Genomic DNA, 20,277 nt, shown 5'->3' on the forward strand with positions numbered 1-20,277 from the left:
CTTATCGTCTTTTTATCGTCCCGATCGCGCCTTGAGTGTAGCCCAGCTCCCACCCCCGATCACGGTAACGATTGCATCAGACACCGGCCCCCCTGCGTCTGGGCCGAGCGCGCAGTTCCCGACAGTGCCAACCGGCTGAGTAGAATAGGGGCGGCAGTAGCATCCCCCTGCCCTCACCCCCCTCTTGACCCATGGCTGCTGTGCGTTGTCCTATCTGTGCCACCGAGTTGTCAGACACCGAAGTGCTGTGCCCAACCTGTGGTTGGGATAATTCCCCGTTACCGGAGGCGCTGGTGGGCACGGGGAGCGATCGGGCGACCATTGCCCTGTTGCGGGCCCGCGACCAGGTGCGCACCACTTGGGCCCGGGAGTTTTGGCAGCGATTAAATTTGGATGCCAAGTTAAACCACATTGAAGGCCAACTGAAACGGGCCCGCCAGGAGCGATCGCACCTGTATTTGGAACTAACACAACTACAAGAATCGCAAAAACTGCTGCTCCAAACCCTGTCGCCGGAATGGCTGGAAACGCTGCAACAGCTTCAGAGTCAGCTCCAGCAACAAATCCAAGCCCTGAAACAGAGTGCGGGGCCCCAAAGGTCACCACAGAGGGGATCACCACAGACAGGATCGCCCCAGGCAGGATCCCCGACACAATCCCATCCGATCGAGTCGGGATCCGATCCCTTGCCGTTTGATTTGGGCCCCTTGGACACGGCCGCCCTGCAAGACAAGGGCAATCCGAGTTCGGCGGTCAATCCTGACCCAACCTTGGCAAGTCCCGATCGCAACGAAAATCCTTTCCACTTGCCGGAACATCGCCCTTCTGCCCCCATGCCGCCGGCCCACGGGCTGCCCACGGAGGAGGAGGTGACCATTTTGCAGTTTGTGATGCCCTCGCCGGGGCCAACTCCGGCCCCGGTCGATCGCTACGGGCGGCTGTCCCAGTTGTTGGAAGCGCAAAAGTGGCTGGAGGCCGATCGGGAAACCACTCGAATCATGCTGAAGGTGGTGGGCCGCGAGGGGGCCAGTTGGTTGCGGGTGGAAGATATTGAGCAATTTCCCAAGGGCGATTTAACCGAGATCGATCGCCTCTGGACCATCCACAGCAACCATCACTTTGGCTTCCGCATTCAGTACGACATTTGGCTAGAGGTCACCAGCCAAACGGCCAGCCCCGTGGAGGCTTGGTGTCGGTTTGGCGATCGCCTGGGTTGGACCAGCCAAAAGAGCCGTAACTTCAGCCTCAGCGCCCCGGCGGGCCATTTGCCTTACTGTTCTGCCGTGGGGGTTTGGTGGTGTTCGGGTCTGTTTCCTCAGGTGGTGAATGCGGCCTTGGGCAGCGCCTAAGCCAACCTTGGCCCGCCAGGCGAAACCAGCGCCTAAATCAGCGCCTCAACCAATGCCTAAACCATCGATCCATCAGCTCCCTGCCCTACAATGGGGCGTGAAATTTGGGCTATTCCTACGCTGAGGCTCGATCGCGCCCCCATGATTGCTTACCTCACCTCACTGATTATCTTTTCAGGCATCTTTGCCCTCTTTGGTCTGGGTCTGAATTTGCAATGGGGTCTCACGGGCTTAATTAATTTTGGCCATGTGGCCTTCATGACCATTGGGGCCTACACCACCATTCTGCTGTCGCTTCAGGGTTGGCCGATTGTGCTGGCGGTGGCGATCGGGGCAGGGTTGGCGGCTCTGCTGGGCCTGTTGGTGGGCATTTCCACCCTGCGCCTGCGGGAAGATTACCTGGCGATCGTCACGATCGGGGTGTCGGAGGTGGTGCGGCTGGTGGCTTTGAATGAAGAGTGGCTGACCCGAGGCGCAAGGGGCGTTTATGGCTACCCGCTGCCCTTGGCCCAAGTGCCGGACGCGCCTTGGGTGGCTCCGGTGGCGATCGCCCTTTGGACGGGCATCTTTGGGGCGGCGGGTTGGTCCCTGTGGCGTTGGTTCCGGCAAGCCTTGCGATCGCGCCAACAGGCCGCCCAAGGACAAGTCACCGGCACAACCCAACAGCCCCCCTCCAAGGGTCGCCTGGTGTTGGGTGGCATCTCGGCCCTACTGGGGCTGCTGCTCTATATCTGTGGGGCGATCGCCCTTTGGGATTTCAACTACAAAGGCGGCTTGATGTTGCTGGTGGTGGCCGTCTTGGGTCTGGTCTATTGGCAACTGGAACAACTGGGCCGATCGCCCTGGGGCCGGGTGCTCAAGGCAATCCGCGAAGACGAAGAAATCGCGCGGGCCTTGGGCAAAAACGTGTTTTGGTACAAACTGCAATCCCTGATGTTGGGCGGCGCGATCGCGGGGGTCGCTGGTTCCTTCTATGCCTGGAATCTCACTTTCATTAACCCCGATGGCTTCATTCCGCTGATGACCTTCCAAGCTTGGACGATCGTGGTTTTGGGCGGTGCGGGCAACAATGCGGGCACGCTGTTGGGTTCTGTCCTGTTTTGGGGATACACCACCCTCACCCGGTTTGTGTTGCCGGCCCTGTTGCCCTTGGATGATGCCCGCTTGGGTGCTTTCCGGCTAATGGTCATTGGGCTGATTTTGGTGGTGCTGATGATGTGGCGGCCCCAGGGCATTTTGGGCAAGAAGGAAGAGCTGACCCTCGGCCAATAGGCGGCTCTGGCGATTCGGGGCGATCGCCCTATGATGGGTTAATCAACAGTGCAAGTGATCTCCAGAGTCCAAGCTGCGATCGCAAGGCCCTGATCCCCCTTTCAATCATGTTCAAACTGCTGGCAACGGTGCGCCATCGCTGGGTTATGTGGCTGATGGGCTGGGAGACCCGTTTGGTGAGTCCTTCGTTTCAAGGGGCTTTGCTGGGCGCGATCGCCCTGTTTCTGTTTGGGGCGGCCACCAACGCCATGGCCGGCTGGCTCTACGTGATGAGTGGGGTGCTGTTGGCGCTGATGTTGGTGGCGGCGGTGCTGACGGTGCGATCGCTCGGGGGTCTGAGCGCCAGCCGATCACCCATTCCACCGATCAGTGTTGATGATTTAGCCGTGGTGGAATGCCGGATCACCAACCATGCCCGATCGGCCCGCTCCCTGTTGCAATGGGTCGATCGGCCACCGACCCCCCTGCCCATTGCTAGCGGCTCGATCGCCCTGATTCCCGCCCAAGGCAGCATCACCATCCAGTCCCAATTTCGGGCCCAGCGGCGCGGCATCCACCGTTGGCCGAGTCTCACTTTGCGATCGGGTGCGCCCTTCGGCCTGTTTTGGCGACAACAGCCGATCGCTGCACCGGCCAAGTTGGTGGTTTATCCTCGAGTTTGGCCCCTGGCCCAATGCCCAATCGTGGATTGGATGGGCGAAGGGGATGCCCAAAACGCAGCGGGCGATCGCGCCTTACGTTTGGGAACCGAAGGCCTCACCCGCTCCCTGCGGCCCTACCGTTGGGGCGACTCCACCCGGCTCATTCATTGGCGCAGCAGTGCCCGGTTTGGGGAGCTTCAGGTGCGCGAATTGGAAACCGCCGCCACGGGGCCCGATCTGATTGTGGCCCTCGATAGTGCGATCGCCTGGGATCCCGAAGACTTTGAGCAGGCCGTGGAAGCGGCCGCCTCCATGTATGTCTATGCCAGCCGCTGTTACCTCGATCCCTTCCTTTGGACGGCGGCCACGGGGCTGGTGCGAGGGCGACAGGTGGTGTTGGAAACCCTGGCCGGAACCCAAGCCGGGGAGCTAGCTGAACATGAACCGCCTTCCCGGGCCGTGCTGTGGCTCACTTCAGCGGTCGATCGGGTCAGTCAATTGCCCGATCGCAGCCGTTGGTTGTTGTGGTTACCCCCCGGCAGTGAGTTGACAGGCAGCCTGCTCGGTCGCCAGGCCCAAGGCCGCGTCATCTCGCGCGATCGCCCAATTTCTGAGCAATTGCAAGCCGGCAACCATCCGCTTTAACCCAACGGTTTTCGCTCAACGGTTTTCGCTCAACCGTTCGCATCATTGACCCTTGATGGGGCGTGCGGCCGTACGCCCCTACTTCAGGCCGTCCAGAGCATCGGTTGAAACCGGCGCGACGAAACGGGGCGATCGTCAGCCGTTGGATCTCTAGCCGTTGGACTTGCTTGTTCAAATCTTATTGAAAATTATTCTTGACATTTTCCAAATCTTGATTCAGGCTTTATTGCTATAAAGTTTCAATAAAGGTTCGAGAGTTACTCGAATCTGCACCGAATGGCGCATACCTGCAAAAACTGCAAACGCTGCAAGCTGTTGTTGGGAACTTCCTATGACTGTCACCACCACGCCGCCACAGACGGCAATCGCGATTCCTTGGTGGGCGGGGAATGCCCGCCTGACGGAACTGTCGGGACGATTGTTGGGGGCCCATGTGGCCCATGCGGGACTGATCGTGCTTTGGGCGGGGGCAATGACCCTGTTTGAGGTCTCCCGCTGCGATCTGAGTCGGCCGCTGTATGAGCAAGGCTTGATTTTGTTGCCGAACCTGGCCCGGTTGGGTTGGGGCCTGGGCAACAACGGGGCGATCGCCCAAACCGATGATTGGTTTGTGATCGGAGCGATTCATCTGATCAGCGCCGCCTTCCTGGGTGCAGGCGGTTTGTTCCATGCCCTCAAGGGGCCCGAACGGCTCGATCGCACCGGCTTTTTCAATTACCGCTGGGATGATGCCAACAAAATGACCCAAATTCTGGGCATTCACCTGGTGTTGCTCGGGTTGGGCGCTTGGCTGCTGGTGCTGAAGGCCACCACCTTTGGCGGTCTTTACGATCCGGCGGTGGGCCGCGTCCAGTTGGTCAGTGACCTGAACTGGGATTTGGGGCAAATCTTCGGCTACTTCTTTGGGGCCGGCGGTCGCTACTGGCTGGCTAGCGTCAATGACCTACCCACGATCGTCGGGGCCCATGCTTGGTTGGGCGCAATCCTGATCGGTGGCGGCCTCTGGCACATCGTTTCGGAGCCGTCCGCGGCCGTGAAGCGCCTGTTTATTTGGTCAGGCGAGGCCTATTTGTCCTACAGCCTGGGGGCGCTGGCCCTGATGGCCTTTGTGGCCACCCTGTTTGTGTCCGTGAATGCCGTCGCCTTTCCCGAGGTGTTCTTTGGCCCCACGTTGCAAATCGGGTTCGATCGCGTGCCCTATTTCTTCAGCCCCGATGGCGCATTGACCTCCCGCGTTTGGTTGGCCAACGCCCATTTCTGGCTCGGATTCTTTTTCCTGCAAGGGCACATTTTCCACGCCCTGCAAGCGGCTGGTGTGCGGTTTGGCTTTGGGCAAACCACCCCGGCCACTGCTAACACCGCTGATTCGTCCACTCAATCCACCCAGGAGGCTGCTGCATGAGCGCTGTGATCTCTCGGACGGCGGCCCCCGCGATGCCGCAGTTGGGCTGGTGGGCCGGAAACGGTCGGTTCGTGAACCTGTCGGGCAAACTGCTGGGGGCCCATGTGGCCCATGCGGGGCTGATTGTGCTCTGGGCGGGGGCCATGACCCTGTTTGAGCTGTCTCGCTACGATGCGAGCCAACCGATGGGGACTCAGGGGCTGATTCTGTTGCCCCACTTGGCCACCTTGGGGTTTGGCTTGGGGCCCAATGGGGCGATCGCTGACACCTATCCCTATTTGGTGGTGGGCATGTTGCACCTGGTCAGTGCAGCAGTGTTGGGAGCTGGCGGCATCTATCACGCCGTGCTGGGCCCCGAGGTGCTGCCGACCGATCGCGCCAACTTCAGTGGCTTCTTTGGCTACGACTGGCGCGACAAGGACAAAATGACCACGATTATTGGCATTCACCTGTTGCTGTTGGGATCGGGGGCCTTCCTGTTGGTGGCCAAGGCCATGGCCTGGGGCGGTCTCTATGACCCGGCGATCGGCTCCGTGCGCTTGGTTGAGCACCCCACCCTGGAGTTCGGCACGATTTGGGGCTATCTGGTCGGATCCCACGGCAGCCAAGGGATGGCGGCGATCGATAACCTCGAAGACCTGGTGGGTGGCCATGTGTGGGTCGGCGGTCTCTGCATCGCGGGCGGCCTCTGGCACATCCTCAGCCGTCCTTGGCTCTGGGTGGAGCGGGTGTTCTATTGGACGGGAGAAGCCTACCTGTCCTACAGCCTGGGAGCCTTGGCCTATATGGGCTTCTTCGCCGCCTACTTTGTGTCGGTGAATGATTTTGCCTATCCCGAAGTGTTCTATGGGCCCCTGGGCATCGTCACCCAGGACGGCACGGTAACCGCTCGGGGCTGGCTGGCCACCTTCCACTTTGTGTTTGCGATCCTGTTTTTGGCGGGGCATTTGTGGCACGCCCTGCGGGTGCGGGCGGAGGCCGTGGGCTTCAAGTTCGGCAGCGATAGCTTTGTCCGGCCCGGTGGCGGCTCCCCGGAAGCGGGCACGTTGGACACGCCCGTCAGCGCCTCCGATGTGACCCTGGCCCTGGTGCAATACCTGCCGATCTATCGCCCGAACCTGTCGCCCCTGTCGCGGGGTCTGGAAATTGGCATGGCCCACGGCTACTTCCTGGTGGGGCCGTTCATCAAGCTGGGGCCAATGCGATCGAGCCAATCGGCGGAACTGGTGGGGCTGATTGCCACCATGGGGCTGCTGCTGATTTTGTCCCTGTGTCTGTCGCTCTATGGAGCCGTGACCTTCCCGAACCGGGGCGATCGCTCCCTGGATCAATTCCGAGGCATGGCCAAGGCCGTGAGCGCGAATGCGGCTGTGCTGCCCGAAAACCTGCGGACGGCGGACGGCTGGAGCCAGTTCAGCGCCATGTTCTTGGTAGGTGGCATGGGCGGCGCGATCTTTGCCTTCCTGCTGTTGACCCAGGGGGCGGGCCTGTTGGCGCTCTAGGCGATCCGCGACCAGCCTGATTGGTCAGCATCGTTCAAACCGTTTTTTGAGTTTTTGATCCATAAGTCAGTCATTTACAGAAATCGAAATCGGTCATGGAGGGCTGATTACGAGGACTGGGGGGATTCGGGGCCGCTCCGTCGCTGGGGGTGGCGATCGATCCCCTTTTTTCTGGTTGGGTGGGCATTTTCAGTTTATTAAAATTCTTTCTCAATTAAGAAAAGCTTGCTATGCTGCTATTGCTTATTTATTGAGAGTTAATTTCATTAGATAAGCTTTCAAGGGTCAATCGTCAGTAACCAGCAGTGCATGGCGATCACCCCTGAAGCGAGATCGGTACTCGGCCGGCCGACCTCAACAACCTCAACCTTTCAACGAATCGAACCTATGGCAACGATCGGACTGTTCTACGGCACGCAAACGGGCAACACAGAATCCTTGGCTGAAAAAATTCAAGCGGCCCTGGGCGGCGATTCCGTGGTGGATTTGCACGATGTGGCGGATGCCAGCGTCGAAGACTTTGCGCCCTACAACTACCTGATTGTGGGCTGTCCTACCTGGAACATCGGCGAACTCCAAAGCGACTGGGACGGCCTCTACGGAGAGCTAGACGACATCAGCTTTGCGGGCAAAAAGGTGGCCTATTTTGGCCCCGGCGACCAGGTGGGCTACGCGGACAATTTCCAAGACGCGATGGGATTACTGGAAGAAAAAATCGCCAGCCTGGGCGGCCAAACCGTGGGCATGTGGCCGATCGCGGGCTATGACTTCAGCGAATCCAAGGCCCAACGGGGCGATCGGTTCGTGGGGTTGGCGCTGGATGAAGATAACCAACCGGACTTGACCGATGAGCGAATTGCCACTTGGGTGGCCCAGATTAAGCGCGAATTTGGCCTGTAATTGGGCAAGTTTGGCCCTGAAATTCTGGGGTTCCCGTTGGGCGCTGGTGAGCTATTGACCGTCCAAGCCGATCGGGCTAGGAGCCGCCGCAGCCAGCCGATCGAACCGGGCCCGATCGGGAGCATTGGTGATCACGCCATCCACCCCCAAGCTCAGGGCCCGCTCCATTTCGATGGGATCGTCCACTGTCCAAACCCAGAGGGCCGCCTGCCGCGATCGCGCCAGAGCCACCACTTCGGGGGTGAGCTGGCCATGGTGCAACGACACCACCGCCACCGCCCCCAATTCCCGATCGAGCGCGGCCCAATCCAGCGGGTCAGCCGCAATCGGGCCCAAGGGCAACTCAGGCGCGATCGCCCGCACCCGTTGCAGCATTGCCCAATTAAAAGACGTGAGCATGACCTGTACTTGGGGGAACGCCCTCAACAAAGCCACCACGGCTTCCGGTAGTTGGCGTTCCTGGCCATGACACTTCAGCTCCAAATTCAGGGCCACCCGATCGCCCACTTGGGCCAACACCGCCGCCAGGGTCGGAATCCGGGTTCCCGCAAACCGGGGACTAAGCCAGGATCCCACCTCCAATTGGGCTAAGTCCGCAGCGGTCAGTTGATGGCTGGGGCGATCGACCCCGGCTAACCGCCGCAGGTTTATGTCATGGAGCACCGCCAACGTGCCGTCCGCCAGCTCCTGCACATCCAGCTCGATCACATCAACCCGGTCAGCGATCGCCTGTTCGATCGCCACCAAGGTATTTTCGGGAGCGATCGCGGAACTGCCCCGATGGGCAATGAGCTGCGCCATGGTTCTGGAGCGAAAGGATTCAAGTTAAGGATTCAATTTGAGGATTCAATTTGAGGAATCCGTTAACCGTTGCCTAGCCGACGGAAAGCGCCTCAGCAGACTGGGGGCGCGATCGGGGATAGCGCTCCATCAGCGATCGCACCTGTTCCGCATGGTAGGAACTGCGGGTCAGCGGCGAAGAAACCACCTGCAAAAAGCCCATGGCTTCCCCGGCCACCCGCCAAGCTTCAAACTGCTCCGGAGTCACAAAAGACTGCACCGGCAAATGCTTAGGCGAAGGCTGGAGATATTGCCCGAGGGTCAAAATATCGCAATCCACCGATCGCAGGTCGGCCATGGCTTGTTCCACTTCCGCCGCCGTTTCCCCCAGCCCAACCATGATTCCAGATTTGGTATACAGCCAAGGGGCAAGGGTTTTGGCGCGTTGCAACAGTTCCAAGGTGCGTTGATAGTCCCCTTGGGGGCGCACCCGGCGATAAAGACGGGCGATCGTTTCCGTGTTGTGGTTCAGCACCTCCGGCCCCGCCGACAGGATAATATCCAGCGCCGCCCAGTTACCGCAGAGATCCGGAATCAACACCTCGATCGTGGTTCCCGGCGAGGCCGATCGCACGGCCGCAATGCATTGGCGAAACTGATCCGCCCCGCCGTCGGGCAAATCATCCCGATTCACCGATGTAATCACCACATGGTTCAGCCGCATCCGGCGCACCGCTTCCGCCAGCCGCGTTGGTTCCGTGGGATCCAGGGTCTTGGGCTTCTTCTCAAAGTCAATGTCGCAATAGGGACAAGCGCGGGTGCAGGCGGGCCCCATGATTAGAAACGTGGCCGTTCCGGCATTGAAGCACTCGCCAATGTTGGGGCAGGAGGCTTCTTCGCAGACCGTGTTCAGGGCCAAGTCCCGCAAAATATCTTTGACATTGCCCACGCGCTCCCACTGAGGAGCCTTGACGCGGAGCCATTCAGGTTTTTGGGCGATCGGGTTGGAGTTTGGGTTCACGAGTAGTCCGGTTGGGTTTCACCCAGTTTTGGGGCACTGATTCATTATTGATTAATTAACACTAATCAATTAGGGCTAATCAATTAGAGCTAATCAGTTAGGGCTAATTCACAAATTCACATCGCTTCCGCGCCCAAGGGAACGGCACAACCCCGTGGGCGGGACTGCCTCAACCGGTTTCTTAGCCGATCGGCCTTGGATTCCCAATGGCTAATCCTGAGATTGGCGATTGTTGCCGGTGGGCTGGTTGGCCGTTGAGGCTTGAGCGGTGTTGGATTTGCCCTTTTGGGGTTGGCGAGCCTTGGCAAAATAGGCATCAATCACCGATCGGGCAACGGGGCCGGCCACCTTGCCGCCACCGCCACCATTTTCCAAAAACGCCACCACCACGATCTCCGGTTTTTCATAGGGCGCATAGGCCCCAAACCAAGCATGGGTTTCCCGGGGCGGATCTTCCGCCGTGCCGCTCTTGCCTGCCACCGACACCGTGCCATTCAGGGCTTTGCCCGTACCCGCCGTCACCACACTGCGCAGGGATTTCCGCAACAGTTCCAAGGTGCTGGGTTTCAAACCCAAAGACTCCCGCTGCATCGGCGTGGACTGCACCAACCGGGGCTGCACCCGATAGCCCCCATTGGCCACGGCTGAAAACATGACCGCCACTTGCAGGGGGGAAGCTTGCACGTAGCCTTGCCCGATCGAGGCATTGACCGTATCTACCCGATGCCAACGTCCCAAGTCATTTTTCCGCTTCCATTCATCACTGGGAATCAGTCCCCTGGCTTCCTCAAATCGCAGTTCAATGCCCGTTGGTGAGCTAAAACCCAGCTTTCGGGCCCAAGTGACCAGGTTTTTTTCGCCCGCCCGCAGGCCCGCTTGCCCAAAGAAGGTGTTGCTGCTCATGGCCATGGCACTGATGAAGCTCATGGGGCCAAAGCCGGATTTGTTCCAATCCCAAACCCGAGTACCATCCACGGGCAAATAGGCATAGGTGGGCAGAACAGCATCGGGCGGGAGCTTGCCCGACTCCACCGCCGCCACGGTGGTCACCACCTTGAAGGTACTGGCGGGGGGATAGGCCTGCAAAGCTCGGTTCACGAAGGGATGGCGACGCTTTTGCAGGGCTTGCCAAGTGCGTTGGTCAATCTTGCGGGTGAAGATATTGGGGTCAAATCGGGGTTCGCTGGCCAGGGCCAACACTTCGCCGGTTTTGGGGTTCATGACCACCACGGCCCCGTTGCGTCCCCCCAAGGCCGATTCCGAAGCCCGCTGCAAGTCCACATCTAAGCTGAGGTGGATATCTTCACCGGGTCGAGCGGGGCGATCGTCCAGAATGTTGATCAGGTTGCCCTTGCCGTCAATTTCTACCCGACCGCTACCGGGCTGGCCCCGCAGGGTAAATTCCAGGGATTTTTCAAGGCCCATTTTGCCCACAATGTCGCCATAGCGATAGCCTTTGGCGGATTTTTGGGCCCGAAATCGGTTGCCTTCCAGTTCTTCCTTGCTGATTTCGCCGATGTAGCCCAAGACGTGGGCGGCCGTTTCACCGTAGGGATAGGAGCGGCTGGTTTCCCGTTCAATTTGCACCCCTTGCAGATCCACGCCATATTCCCGCAACCGCACGACCTCTTCGGGTTTCACGTTGTGCTGAACAGGAATCAGAAAGCGAGATTCAAAATCTAGATGATCGGCCCGGGCCTGGAGATCGTCTTCTGAAATATTGAGGGTGGTGGCCAGAACATTCCGCAGTCGGGGCCAGTTGGGCCGGTTAACCGCTGTGCGCCAAACGGAAACGGAGTGGGTGAGCTGATTACCCGCGAGCAGGTTGCCGTTGCGATCGAGCAGGTTGCCCCGGCTAGGAATTTTGGGGATGGTTTGAATGCGGTTGCGCTCGGCCCGGGCCCGCAGGGCCTCACCTTCCATGAGCTGGAGATGCACTAGGCGCTGAGCCAGTCCCCCAAAGATCAACAGGGAAACCACACCCATCAAAATCCAACCTTGGTTTGATCGCCCGATGGTGCGGCCATCGGTGTTGAGGCGATCGTACAGCGGTTGTAACAGCGTCATAGGATGATCGGCCGATGGAAAGAGGGAGCAAGGGGAAAAATCCCAAGCGGACAACAATCAGCAAGCGCAAGAGCAGTTAGCGATCGAACCAACAGGTGCAGGTCATGGGCCAACTGGTCTAGCTCTGAGCATCAACGCATAGGCTCGGGGTCAATGGCTCGGGGTCAATGGCTCGGGGCGATCGCACAGGGAAGAAGCAACGGAACGGGAAAAACAAAACCAGGAACAAGGCAACCCTTGGAATCCCAAAAATTAGGCTTTTGGGGATTCGATCGGGGGTTTGCTGATGGGCGGCGGGCGCTTAAGTGACCCATTGATGAGGGTTTCTGTTTGTCACCCATGCCCAATCGGCCGTCGCCCAATACTTTACCGGAAATTCTGAGGGTGACCAAACCAGTTTTGGGCATTTGGCGCGATCGGGTTCCGCAAAGACCTGATGGCACGCTGTTTTGTGGCTTGGGGCGCAGGGCTGATTAGGGATTCTGATGATTTGATGACATTAGGCTCGAAATTTTGAACCTGGGATTCTGATGATTTGATGACATCAGGCTCAAAATCTTGAGCAATTGCCTGAATTGAGCCTCATGAGCCTCATGAATGGATGCAAATCAATAAATTTAGGGGCGATCGGCTAGTGCGATCGCCCCTAAATCGTTGCTGAGTTGCTGAGACTGACCTGCCCTTAACTGTTCCGAGATCCAGGGACTACAGAAGGTTAGCCTTGAAGGATCCGCTCGCTGGAGTGATCTTGATGGGTCTTGGGCAGGCTTTTGGCAGGAGTTTCGTGGATTTTTGCGAATCTGCTCCTTGGTGAATCTGCTACGGATTCGCGGGCGGATTAGAGGCGGGCGGTTTTGGGCCAAAGTAAGCCTTGAACACTTCCTTCGCGATCGGGGCCGCCACAGCTCCCCCATAGCCAGCATTTTCCACAGCCACCGCTAGGGCAATTTGCGGTTGATCCACCGGGGCATAGCCCACATACATTGCGTTATTGGGGCCGCTGGGCACTTCGGCGGTTCCCGTTTTGCCAGCGCTGGGGGGCAGACTGGGATCGTTGAGCACTTTGGCGGTTCCCTGGCGCACCACCGCATTGAGTCCTTGGCGCACCACGTTCAGGGTTTCGGGTTTCAGGCCGATCAACTGGGGTTGAAAGTCCGATTGGCTGGTTTGGTTAGCCAACAGGTGGGGAACCACACGCTTTCCTCCATTGGCGATCGCGGAAACGACCGTGGCCAATTCCAAAGGCGTGGTTAAGACCAATCCTTGCCCGATCGACATACTGACCGTATCGCCCAAGTACCAGGGTTGACGGTACAGAGTTTGTTTGGTGGCCGGCGTGGGCAACATGCCCCGACTGCCCAACAGCCCCAACTTCAGCGGCTGACCAATGCCCAGGGCCTGGCCCCATTGGGCGATCGCCTCGGGGCCGGTCTTCATTCCCACCTGGTAATAGAAGGTATTGCTGCTGACCTCGAGGGCCCTGGCAAAGCCGATCGTGCCGTAGCCACCGCCCCCATGTTCCCGAAACACCGTCCCCCCCAGGGACAGGGCCCCGGCAGTGCCCACCGTGGCATTCGGGCTATAGGCTCCCGACTCGATCGCCGCCACCGAAGTCACAATCTTGAACGTGCTGGCCGGGGGATAGCCCTGAAGGGCCCGATTCAACAGGGGGCGGCTGGGGTCTTGGAGTTGGGCCCACTGGTTTTTGGTAATGCGCTGGGTAAACCAATTGGAATCGAATGTGGGGCTGCTGGCCATGGCCAAAATCGCCCCCGTGCGGGGATCCATGGCCACCACTGCGCCGCGCCGTCCCTGAAGTCCCCGTTCCGCCGCCTGTTGCACGGCCAAATCCAGCGTTAACTGAAGGGGCTGGCCCGGCTTCGGGGGCCGTTGGCCCGCCGGCCGCAGGAGACGGCCCTTGGCATCGGCCTCAATCCAGTCGTAGCCCCAAGTGCCCCGCAGGGTCGATTCTGCCAATCGTTCGATGCCTGCCTTGCCCACGGTAGCTCCCATGGGCAAGTCGGGGTTGTTTTTAATATCTTCGGGGTTGGCTTCCCCCAAATAGCCAATCACGTGGGCGGCAGTGGAACCGTGGGGATAGTCCCGCTCAGCTTCCACGCGCACGGCAAGGATGCCTGCTCCCGGATCCAGTTCTGCCAGCCGGACAAATCCTTCAGGGGTCAGATCCCGGGCCACCCGAATGGGCATATCACCCCGGCCCTGCTGACGCTGAGTGGCAATCTGTTGGGCAATGGCCGCAACGGGGCGATCGAAAATACTTTCCATCGGCTTCAGAATCCGCTGCCACTCGGCTGGGCTGTGGCGCTGGGGCGACAGATACACGCTGCGGATTAAGCGACTCCGAGCGAGCACCTGGCCCTTACGATCGAACAGGGCCCCCCGATCGGGAACCAAGGGCAACCCCCGCAATCGATTCCGCTCTGCGGCCTGGCGCTGCACAGCCCCCTCCACCAGTTGCAAGCGACTGAGGCGAAACGCCAAGGATCCGATCAGCGCCGTTACCAAAGTCATCAAGACCAGGGCACGGAAGGTTTGGGTGCGATCGGGCGCGACCGATGACGGAGCAAAGCCGCCCCTACGAATAGATACCAATCCCATAGCAAGTGCAAGCCAGCAGGGCTACCGACGACAAAGGGCCATTGCTTGTCTGATCCGCACCCAACCCTCCCCCCTCGGGATAGGTCTTGCTCAACAACCGGTAACGAACATTACAAAACCCTGATGAGATCCAGTGCTAACTGTTAACCCAACGCAACCAGGGATATACAGCCCACTAGCCTGAGCGCCCCCGGCTTTTGATAGGCTAGCCTTAAAAATGCCAACCACTGTTCTCTGGCTCTTGCAGGTGGGCAGTTCCAGGCTTTAGCGTGGCCTGTACAGGCACTTGCGCCAAGGTGCAACCTCGTCCGGTGGCCGAACTCAGGGGTCAAGCTCAGCACTTTCCAGCCTGCAAGGGTCAGCCTGTGGATAACGCCCCACGGCGTTGTTCATCTCTGATCTAGCTCAGCCGCCTGGCGGTTGCCCCGTTAGCCGGGTTGATAACCAGGTTGATAACCGGGTTAATAGAATGCCGATTTCGTCAGAGATATCGGTTTGTTGTGCAGGCCACGGCCAACCCTTCTATGCTTGGGTGTTGGTTGACCCCAACTGGGTTGCCAAACTGGGTTGCCAAACTGGGTTGCCAAGCTTGGTTACCAAACTGGGTTGCCAACTCCCAAGGAGCCAGATCCCTGGGGTGGTGATGGGGCTGCAACACCCAGGCTAGAACCGGGCGATCGCTGAGATTCTGTGTGCAACAACTCCGATGCAAACCCGATCCCAACCTGAGGATTTTGAGGTGTGCCAAGGGGAAAGCCACAATGGCCCAGTGATCACCAAGACCTATAACGAATGCTCAAAGGGAGAGACTAGCCTTGAAAAAGATTGAAGCGATCGTGCGTCCTTTTAAATTGGACGATGTAAAAATTGCCCTCGTCAACGCCGGCATTGTCGGGATGACCGTTTCCGAAGTGCGCGGTTTTGGCCGCCAAAAGGGACAAACGGAGCGCTACCGGGGATCGGAGTACACCGTTGAGTTCCTGCAAAAACTGAAGATCGAAGTGGTGGTGGACGACAAGGACGTGGATATGGTCGTTGAGTGCATCATCACCGCGGCCCGCACCGGCGAAATTGGCGACGGTAAGATCTTCATCTCGCCCGTGGAACAAATCATCCGGATTCGGACCGGTGAGAAGAACCTAGAGGCGGTCTAGGGCAACGTCACCGCACCAGAGAGGGGCACTCTAGCTCCTCCCTGGTGATCAATTACAGGTGATGAATTTTGGATGATCAATTGCGGGTAATGATCAGATTTTGCGTCTGAATTACCAACAGCGGACTGTAGTGCCGTTTTGAGTTGACCGATGGGGGGCTGCTGGGCCCCGCGTCGGTTTTTGGTTGATGGGTTTTGGGGTGGAACGTGCTCGCGGCAATCTAGCGGAACGTGAAGCCCAAACGCTCCCAGGTGTCTGCCCCAACGATGCCATCGGGCGTGAGACCATAGGCGGATTGGGCCTGTTTGACGGCGATTTCGGTTTGGGGGCCAAACATACCGTCCGGTTGTCCCGCATCAAAACCGCGCATGTTTAATTCATGCTGGACGACCTGCACAAGGTTACCCCGATCGCCCAGTCGCAAAATATCACTGACCACTTGGTCGCTGGCCGGCACGCCGGAGCGTTCGGATTTAGCCGGTGGGTTATTGCTAGACAAGATATTCACCACTCCGAATCAACTGAAAGCCACTCCCACAATGGTCTTGAAGACGATCGTAGGGGCTGCGATCGCTATGGTAGCGCTCGCTTTGGCGATTGCGGTGTTGGGCTGTTGGGTTGTTGGGGAACGGCTAGGGTTGGCGCTGGCGGAGGATGAACTCGGCGATCGCCAAGTCTTGGGGGGTGGTGACTTTCAGGTTGGTTTCTTCGCCCATCACGATTTTCACGGGCAAGCCGCACCGCTCAAACAGGGCGGCATCGTCGGTGACTTCCCAGTTTTCAGCCAAGCCCCGATCGTGGCAGGCCTTGAGGGTGGCCACTTCAAAGCCTTGGGGCGTTTGGGCGGCCCAGAGGGTGGCGCGATCGGGCGTGTTGCTAACAATTTGATTCGCATCCACTTGCTTAATCGTGTCCTTGACGGGAATCGCGGCGATCAATCCCGGACAGGTGGCCAGCTCGGCGGTGCAGCGATCGAACAGGTCTGGGGTGGCCAAGCAGCGGGCCCCGTCGTGGATCAAGACGCGATCGGCTTCGGGGGGCAGGGCTTGCAGGCCATTGTAGACCGAGGCTTGGCGGGTGTCGCCGCCCTGGATAAACACAACGGGCTTGGTCAGGTGCAGGTTCTGGGCGATCGCCTCGAAATCCGGCCGGTCGATCGGCTGACACATGATCCCAATCCAGGCGATCGACGGGCTGGCCTGGGCGGCCTTCAGCGTCCAAGCGAAGATTGTTTCGCCCGCTAGGTCGATCAGGAGTTTGTTGCGATCCGCGCCCATGCGCTTGCCGGAGCCGGCCGCCGGAATTAGGAGATACAAAATCGGTTTCCTAAATAATGTTGTGGATGTTGTGACTGAACCCAATGGGATTGGGCAGATCGCCCGATCAAGATTCAATCGACTTTCTCGGGAATTCGCAAGGCTGTGGACGGGCTGCCCTAAACCCTGGAGTTGATTTGGGCGATCGAGTTGACCCTAGGGCAGATCCTTCTAAAATTGAGAGCGATTCCTGACCGTAGCGATTTGGATTCGCCTGCGAAGTCCTCGCGGGTCGAAACACCATTGCTGGCTATCGGTTTTTCAGGCTTCATTTCACGGATTTCGATATTGTTTTACCGCCGCTACTTGGCAACCCCGCGAGTTTTATGATGCAGATCCTCGCCCTCGTACCTGGTGGCATTGGCGACCAGATCTTATTTTTCCCCGCCCTGACCCAACTGAAGCAGACCTACCCGAAGGCGCAGATTGACGTGGTGGTGGAGCCGCGATCGGTTGCGGCCTACCAGGTCTGTGCTTCGGTGCGCGACACGATCGCCTTTGACTTCAAGGATCGCAACAGTCCCGCCGACTGGGGCAACCTGCTGGGCACCATCCGCGATCGGGAATATGACGCGGTGCTGTCGCTGGGGCGGCGGTGGGCCGTGGGGCTGCTGCTGTGGCTGACGGGGATTCCCAAGCGCGTGGGCTACGCGGCCGGCGGCAAGATGTTTTTGACCGATCCCGTGCCCCTGAATTTGGAGCAATACGCGGGCGATCTGTACCACGACCTGGTGCGCGGCTTTGGAATCACGGCTCCCCGGCCGGCCCTGTCGCTGCAAGTGCCCCAAAAGGAACTGGCCTGGGCTGAAGCAGAGCAAGCCCGCTTGGGGATCAAGGGACAGGGCTATTTGCTGGTGCATGGCGGCTCCAGTGCCATGGCTAAGTTGAAGGGCTTTGATAAGGTCTATCCGGTGGAATCCTGGAAGGCGGTGTTGACCAAGGTGCAACAGGCCAAGCCGGAACTGCCGATCGTGCTGGTGAAGGGGCCTGACGATACGGATTTTGTGGCTACGTTGCAGGCCGCTTGTCCGACCCTGAAGCTGGTGACTCCCAACAACATTGGTCAACTCGCAGCGATGACGGCAGGGGCGAATGTGATGCTCTGTGGCGACAGCGGCCCGATGCATATTTCCGTGGCCCTGGGCACTTACACGATCGCCCTGTTTGGCCCCACCGATCCCGCCAAGCTGCTGCCGCCCGGTGACGATCGCTTCGTGGCCATCAAGTCCCCGACCGATCGAATGAGTGACATTCCCCCCAGCGCCATTCTGGAGAAGTTGGGTGTCTAGACCGGCGGTATTTCTCGATCGCGACGGCGTATTAAACCAAGAGGCGGGCTACATTCACCGCCTCGAAGACCTGCACCTAATCCCCGGCACAGCCCAAGCGGTGCGCCAACTAAACGAGGCGGGCTGGTTTTGCTGTTTGGCTTCCAACCAAGCCGGCCCAGCCCGGGGCTACTATCCCCAAGCCCACGTGGACGCGCTGCACGATCGGCTCTGTCACCTGCTTAATCAAGAAGCGGGGGCCAAGCTGGATGCGCTCTATTACTGCCCGTACCTGAGCGGCCCCGAAGGCGGCAAGGATCCTGAATTCACCCGCTACAGCACTTGGCGCAAACCCAACACCGGAATGCTGGTGGCGGCCGCCTGGGATTGGGATCTCGATTTGTCGCGCAGTGTGATGGTGGGTGACAAGGCGACGGATATTGACCTAGCCAAGAATGCCGGTTGTACGGGCATTTTGGTGACGACGGGGTTTGGGGAGCAGGTGTTGGCGGGCAACTATCAACACGCGACGCAGCCGGACTTTGTGGCGGCTAATTTGCTAGAAGCGGTGCGGTGGATTTTGCGATCGCCCCGATAGTCCCAATTGCTCAACGGCTTTGAACGGCTTTGCTAATTCAATCCCAGGCGGGCGATCGGGGAGCCGATCGCCCGCCTGAACCCTAAGTTTTGGAGCGATCGCGCCGATCGGGCTGCGGAGACATCTCCGGCATAAAGGTTGGCACTAGGTTTGGCTCCCGATGTTTCACGGCTGTCACCTCCGGCGGCAACTCCGATAGCTGGGCATCGCCATCGGTTGCATCATCCTGTGGCAACCAACCCACCAACGGCAGCGGCAACAGGGTTGACAAGTTGGCGATCGTCACCAACAACCACAGGCGATCGAAGTGGGTTTCATCCACCCCCAACCAATGGGTCAGCAGGGCCCCAAACTCACTGGACACCGCCCCCGCCAGGTTATAAACCGACATCAACAGCGCAAACAGCGTTGCCTCGACCCCCGGCGGACAAAGCCGCGCCGACAGCACCAACACCGGCATGAAGGTAATTTGTCCCGCCACGGTCAAAATCAGGCTATCGCCCAAGCTAAACCAGCGGTCATCAATGCCCAAAGCCCGGTTGGCATGGGTCACCAACAACAGCGTTGTCATCCCCAGCGCCGTGGAAACCAGCGTGCTCCAAAGGAAAATTTTGCGGAAAGGCACGGTTTTGAAGAACCGCTGAAATGCCCAAACCCCAATCAAGGCCGCCACACTAGTCACCAGCCGCACCCGCCCCAAAAACTCCGGCGGAAACTGCAACTCATTGGTGGTGAAGTAGAAAAACGCCGTATCCGATGAGGGCGTGGCCTGCCAAAGGAACAGAAACAACGTGGGCAGCCAAATCGCCTTTTGGGAAACCGCCTGCCATAGATCTCGCGCCTGCTGTTGAACCACGCTCAGGTCTGGACGGGCGGTTAAGGGGGTTTCGTGGATCGCAAAGGCCCCAAAACAAACCAACAGCGGAAACATGGAGGTCATCCAAAACACCGTTTGGGCGCTGAACTGCTCCAACAACACGCCGCTGAGATAGGCCGTCAACAGGCCCCCCAGCGCCGAAACCCCCCAACAAAGGGATTGCAGGGATCCGGCCGTGCCCGTGGACTCGTTGCGGGCCCGTTCCACCACCAAGGAATCGGCAATCACGTCACTGACGGCCACGGCCAGGGAAGAAAGGGCGATCGCCAGCATGGCCGCCCAGCCCGTATGCACCACCGTGGCCATCGCCACCCAAGCCAAGGCCCCACCAATGCCCGACAGAATGAGGTAGGGTCGCCGCCGGTAGCCAAAAATAGGCAACCCGTCAGACATGAACCCAAACAGCGGTTTCACCATCCAGGGAATGGCCACAACCCCCATCAGGGCCGCCACTTCCGCCGGACTCAGGTGCAACTCATCCTTCAGGAAAAAACTGACGGCCAAACGAGCCAGCCCCAAAATGCCCTGCACCAGATACACCAGCAAAATGGCAATCAGTTCCGGGGTTGGCTCGTTGCCAAAGAAAAGCTTTTCTACGATCACCGAGCGCAGACCAGACGATCGCCCCGTTGGCGGATCCTGGGGTGCGATCGCGTCGGAGCCGGAACTGATGTTTTGGTTCGGTGCAATGGCCATTGATAAGTTTCTAGCAAAAAAACTTCATAATTCTAAGCCTCTCCATCATAGCGGGCTTCCCCGACCCGATCGGCAACCCAGCGGGCGATCGGTCTCGTCCGTCGCGCCAAGAGACCCAAACTCAGTTCCATGAAATTAAATTCATATTGGGTCTGTATCTGTGGAATCTG

General features: G+C 59.0%; 17 protein-coding genes. 10 read left to right on the forward strand and 7 right to left on the reverse strand.

Translation table 11 applies throughout. The annotated features are described in order from the left end of the window. Positions 1–191: 191 nt before the first annotated feature. The 6 genes from AMR42_RS10235 (at position 192) to fldA (ending at position 7,711) form a co-directional block, all read left to right on the forward strand. On the forward strand, positions 192–1,349 hold the full coding sequence (locus tag AMR42_RS10235) for a GUN4 domain-containing protein (RefSeq protein WP_099533352.1): 1,158 nt from the start codon (positions 192–194) through the stop codon (positions 1,347–1,349). Positions 1,350–1,490: 141 nt separating this feature from the next. After that, complete coding sequence (locus AMR42_RS10240; RefSeq protein ID WP_099533418.1) at positions 1,491–2,621, forward strand: branched-chain amino acid ABC transporter permease; 1,131 nt, start codon at positions 1,491–1,493, stop codon at positions 2,619–2,621. 107 nt (positions 2,622–2,728) lie between these two features. After that, positions 2,729–3,907 carry a DUF58 domain-containing protein gene (locus tag AMR42_RS10245; protein ID WP_099533353.1) on the forward strand — a complete coding sequence of 393 codons (1,179 nt, stop codon included), beginning with the start codon at positions 2,729–2,731 and terminating at the stop codon, positions 3,905–3,907. Between the two features lie 331 nt (positions 3,908–4,238). Next, positions 4,239–5,309 carry a chlorophyll a/b binding light-harvesting protein gene (locus AMR42_RS10250; RefSeq protein ID WP_099533354.1) on the forward strand — a complete coding sequence of 357 codons (1,071 nt, stop codon included), beginning with the start codon at positions 4,239–4,241 and terminating at the stop codon, positions 5,307–5,309. After that, a complete protein-coding gene (locus tag AMR42_RS10255; RefSeq protein ID WP_099533355.1) occupies positions 5,306–6,811 on the forward strand; it encodes a chlorophyll a/b binding light-harvesting protein in 1,506 nt (501 codons plus the stop codon). The genes AMR42_RS10250 and AMR42_RS10255 overlap by 4 nt, the downstream gene beginning before the upstream one ends. Before the next feature lie 387 nt (positions 6,812–7,198). Continuing rightward, on the forward strand, positions 7,199–7,711 hold the full coding sequence (fldA, locus tag AMR42_RS10260) for a flavodoxin FldA (RefSeq protein WP_099533419.1): 513 nt from the start codon (positions 7,199–7,201) through the stop codon (positions 7,709–7,711). A gap of 51 nt (positions 7,712–7,762) precedes the next feature. Here fldA and AMR42_RS10265 read toward each other — a convergent pair whose 3' ends face one another. The 3 genes from AMR42_RS10265 to mrdA (AMR42_RS10275) all read right to left on the reverse strand — a co-directional run bounded on the left by AMR42_RS10265 (position 7,763) and on the right by mrdA (AMR42_RS10275) (position 11,579). Beyond that, entirely contained in the window at positions 7,763–8,512 is a 750-nt protein-coding gene (locus AMR42_RS10265; RefSeq protein WP_099533356.1) for a glycerophosphodiester phosphodiesterase family protein, read from the reverse strand. Positions 8,513–8,585: 73 nt separating this feature from the next. After that, positions 8,586–9,512, reverse strand: coding sequence for a lipoyl synthase (gene lipA, locus AMR42_RS10270; RefSeq protein WP_099533357.1), 927 nt, complete (start codon positions 9,510–9,512; stop codon positions 8,586–8,588). A gap of 210 nt (positions 9,513–9,722) precedes the next feature. Then, positions 9,723–11,579, reverse strand: coding sequence for a penicillin-binding protein 2 (gene mrdA / locus AMR42_RS10275; protein WP_099533358.1), 1,857 nt, complete (start codon positions 11,577–11,579; stop codon positions 9,723–9,725). Between the two features lie 339 nt (positions 11,580–11,918). Here mrdA (AMR42_RS10275) and AMR42_RS20420 point away from each other — a divergent pair, with 339 nt between their 5' ends. Next, positions 11,919–12,056, forward strand: a complete 138-nt coding sequence (locus AMR42_RS20420; protein ID WP_158234438.1) for a hypothetical protein — start codon at positions 11,919–11,921, stop codon at positions 12,054–12,056. 342 nt (positions 12,057–12,398) lie between these two features. On the opposite strand, the gene mrdA (AMR42_RS10280) is transcribed toward AMR42_RS20420, so the two are convergent. Next, positions 12,399–14,198 (reverse strand): penicillin-binding protein 2, encoded by a 1,800-nt coding sequence (gene mrdA, locus AMR42_RS10280; RefSeq protein WP_099533359.1) that lies wholly within the window; start codon positions 14,196–14,198, stop codon positions 12,399–12,401. Positions 14,199–15,013: 815 nt separating this feature from the next. On the opposite strand from mrdA (AMR42_RS10280), the gene AMR42_RS10290 reads away from it, so the two are divergent. Beyond that, entirely contained in the window at positions 15,014–15,352 is a 339-nt protein-coding gene (locus AMR42_RS10290; protein ID WP_099533361.1) for a P-II family nitrogen regulator, read from the forward strand. 220 nt (positions 15,353–15,572) lie between these two features. Here the strand turns inward: AMR42_RS10290 and AMR42_RS20840 are convergent, their stop codons facing one another. Together AMR42_RS20840 and ispD are read right to left on the reverse strand one after the other, a co-directional pair. Further along, a complete protein-coding gene (locus tag AMR42_RS20840) occupies positions 15,573–15,860 on the reverse strand; it encodes a peptidoglycan-binding protein (protein WP_199291406.1) in 288 nt (95 codons plus the stop codon). Positions 15,861–15,984: 124 nt separating this feature from the next. Beyond that, positions 15,985–16,668 carry a 2-C-methyl-D-erythritol 4-phosphate cytidylyltransferase gene (gene ispD, locus AMR42_RS10300; protein ID WP_099533362.1) on the reverse strand — a complete coding sequence of 228 codons (684 nt, stop codon included), beginning with the start codon at positions 16,666–16,668 and terminating at the stop codon, positions 15,985–15,987. A 329-nt stretch (positions 16,669–16,997) separates the two neighbouring features. Between ispD and AMR42_RS10305 the strand changes: the two genes are divergently transcribed. Further along, positions 16,998–17,957, forward strand: coding sequence for a glycosyltransferase family 9 protein (locus AMR42_RS10305; RefSeq protein WP_099533363.1), 960 nt, complete (start codon positions 16,998–17,000; stop codon positions 17,955–17,957). After that, a complete protein-coding gene (locus tag AMR42_RS10310; protein WP_099533364.1) occupies positions 17,950–18,534 on the forward strand; it encodes an HAD-IIIA family hydrolase in 585 nt (194 codons plus the stop codon). The genes AMR42_RS10305 and AMR42_RS10310 overlap by 8 nt, the downstream gene beginning before the upstream one ends. Before the next feature lie 82 nt (positions 18,535–18,616). Here the strand turns inward: AMR42_RS10310 and AMR42_RS10315 are convergent, their stop codons facing one another. After that, on the reverse strand, positions 18,617–20,107 hold the full coding sequence (locus AMR42_RS10315; protein ID WP_099533365.1) for a folate/biopterin family MFS transporter: 1,491 nt from the start codon (positions 20,105–20,107) through the stop codon (positions 18,617–18,619). Between the last annotated feature and the right edge of the window lie 170 nt (positions 20,108–20,277).

It is taken from the genome of Limnothrix sp. PR1529, from assembly GCF_002742025.1.
GTDB lineage: Bacteria > Cyanobacteriota > Cyanobacteriia > CACIAM-69d > CACIAM-69d > CACIAM-69d.

Coding starts and splice junctions, on each gene's coding strand:
- AMR42_RS10235 (WP_099533352.1), top strand. CDS start 192: ATGGCTGCTGTGCGTTGTCCTATCTGTGCCACCGAGTTGTCAGACACC.
- AMR42_RS10240 (WP_099533418.1), top strand. CDS start 1,491: ATGATTGCTTACCTCACCTCACTGATTATCTTTTCAGGCATCTTTGCC.
- AMR42_RS10245 (WP_099533353.1), top strand. CDS start 2,729: ATGTTCAAACTGCTGGCAACGGTGCGCCATCGCTGGGTTATGTGGCTG.
- AMR42_RS10250 (WP_099533354.1), top strand. CDS start 4,239: ATGACTGTCACCACCACGCCGCCACAGACGGCAATCGCGATTCCTTGG.
- AMR42_RS10255 (WP_099533355.1), top strand. CDS start 5,306: ATGAGCGCTGTGATCTCTCGGACGGCGGCCCCCGCGATGCCGCAGTTG.
- fldA (WP_099533419.1), top strand. CDS start 7,199: ATGGCAACGATCGGACTGTTCTACGGCACGCAAACGGGCAACACAGAA.
- AMR42_RS10265 (WP_099533356.1), bottom strand. CDS start 8,512: ATGGCGCAGCTCATTGCCCATCGGGGCAGTTCCGCGATCGCTCCCGAA.
- mrdA (WP_099533358.1), bottom strand. CDS start 11,579: ATGACGCTGTTACAACCGCTGTACGATCGCCTCAACACCGATGGCCGC.
- AMR42_RS20420 (WP_158234438.1), top strand. CDS start 11,919: ATGCCCAATCGGCCGTCGCCCAATACTTTACCGGAAATTCTGAGGGTG.
- mrdA (WP_099533359.1), bottom strand. CDS start 14,198: ATGGGATTGGTATCTATTCGTAGGGGCGGCTTTGCTCCGTCATCGGTC.
- AMR42_RS10305 (WP_099533363.1), top strand. CDS start 16,998: ATGCAGATCCTCGCCCTCGTACCTGGTGGCATTGGCGACCAGATCTTA.
- AMR42_RS10315 (WP_099533365.1), bottom strand. CDS start 20,107: ATGGCCATTGCACCGAACCAAAACATCAGTTCCGGCTCCGACGCGATC.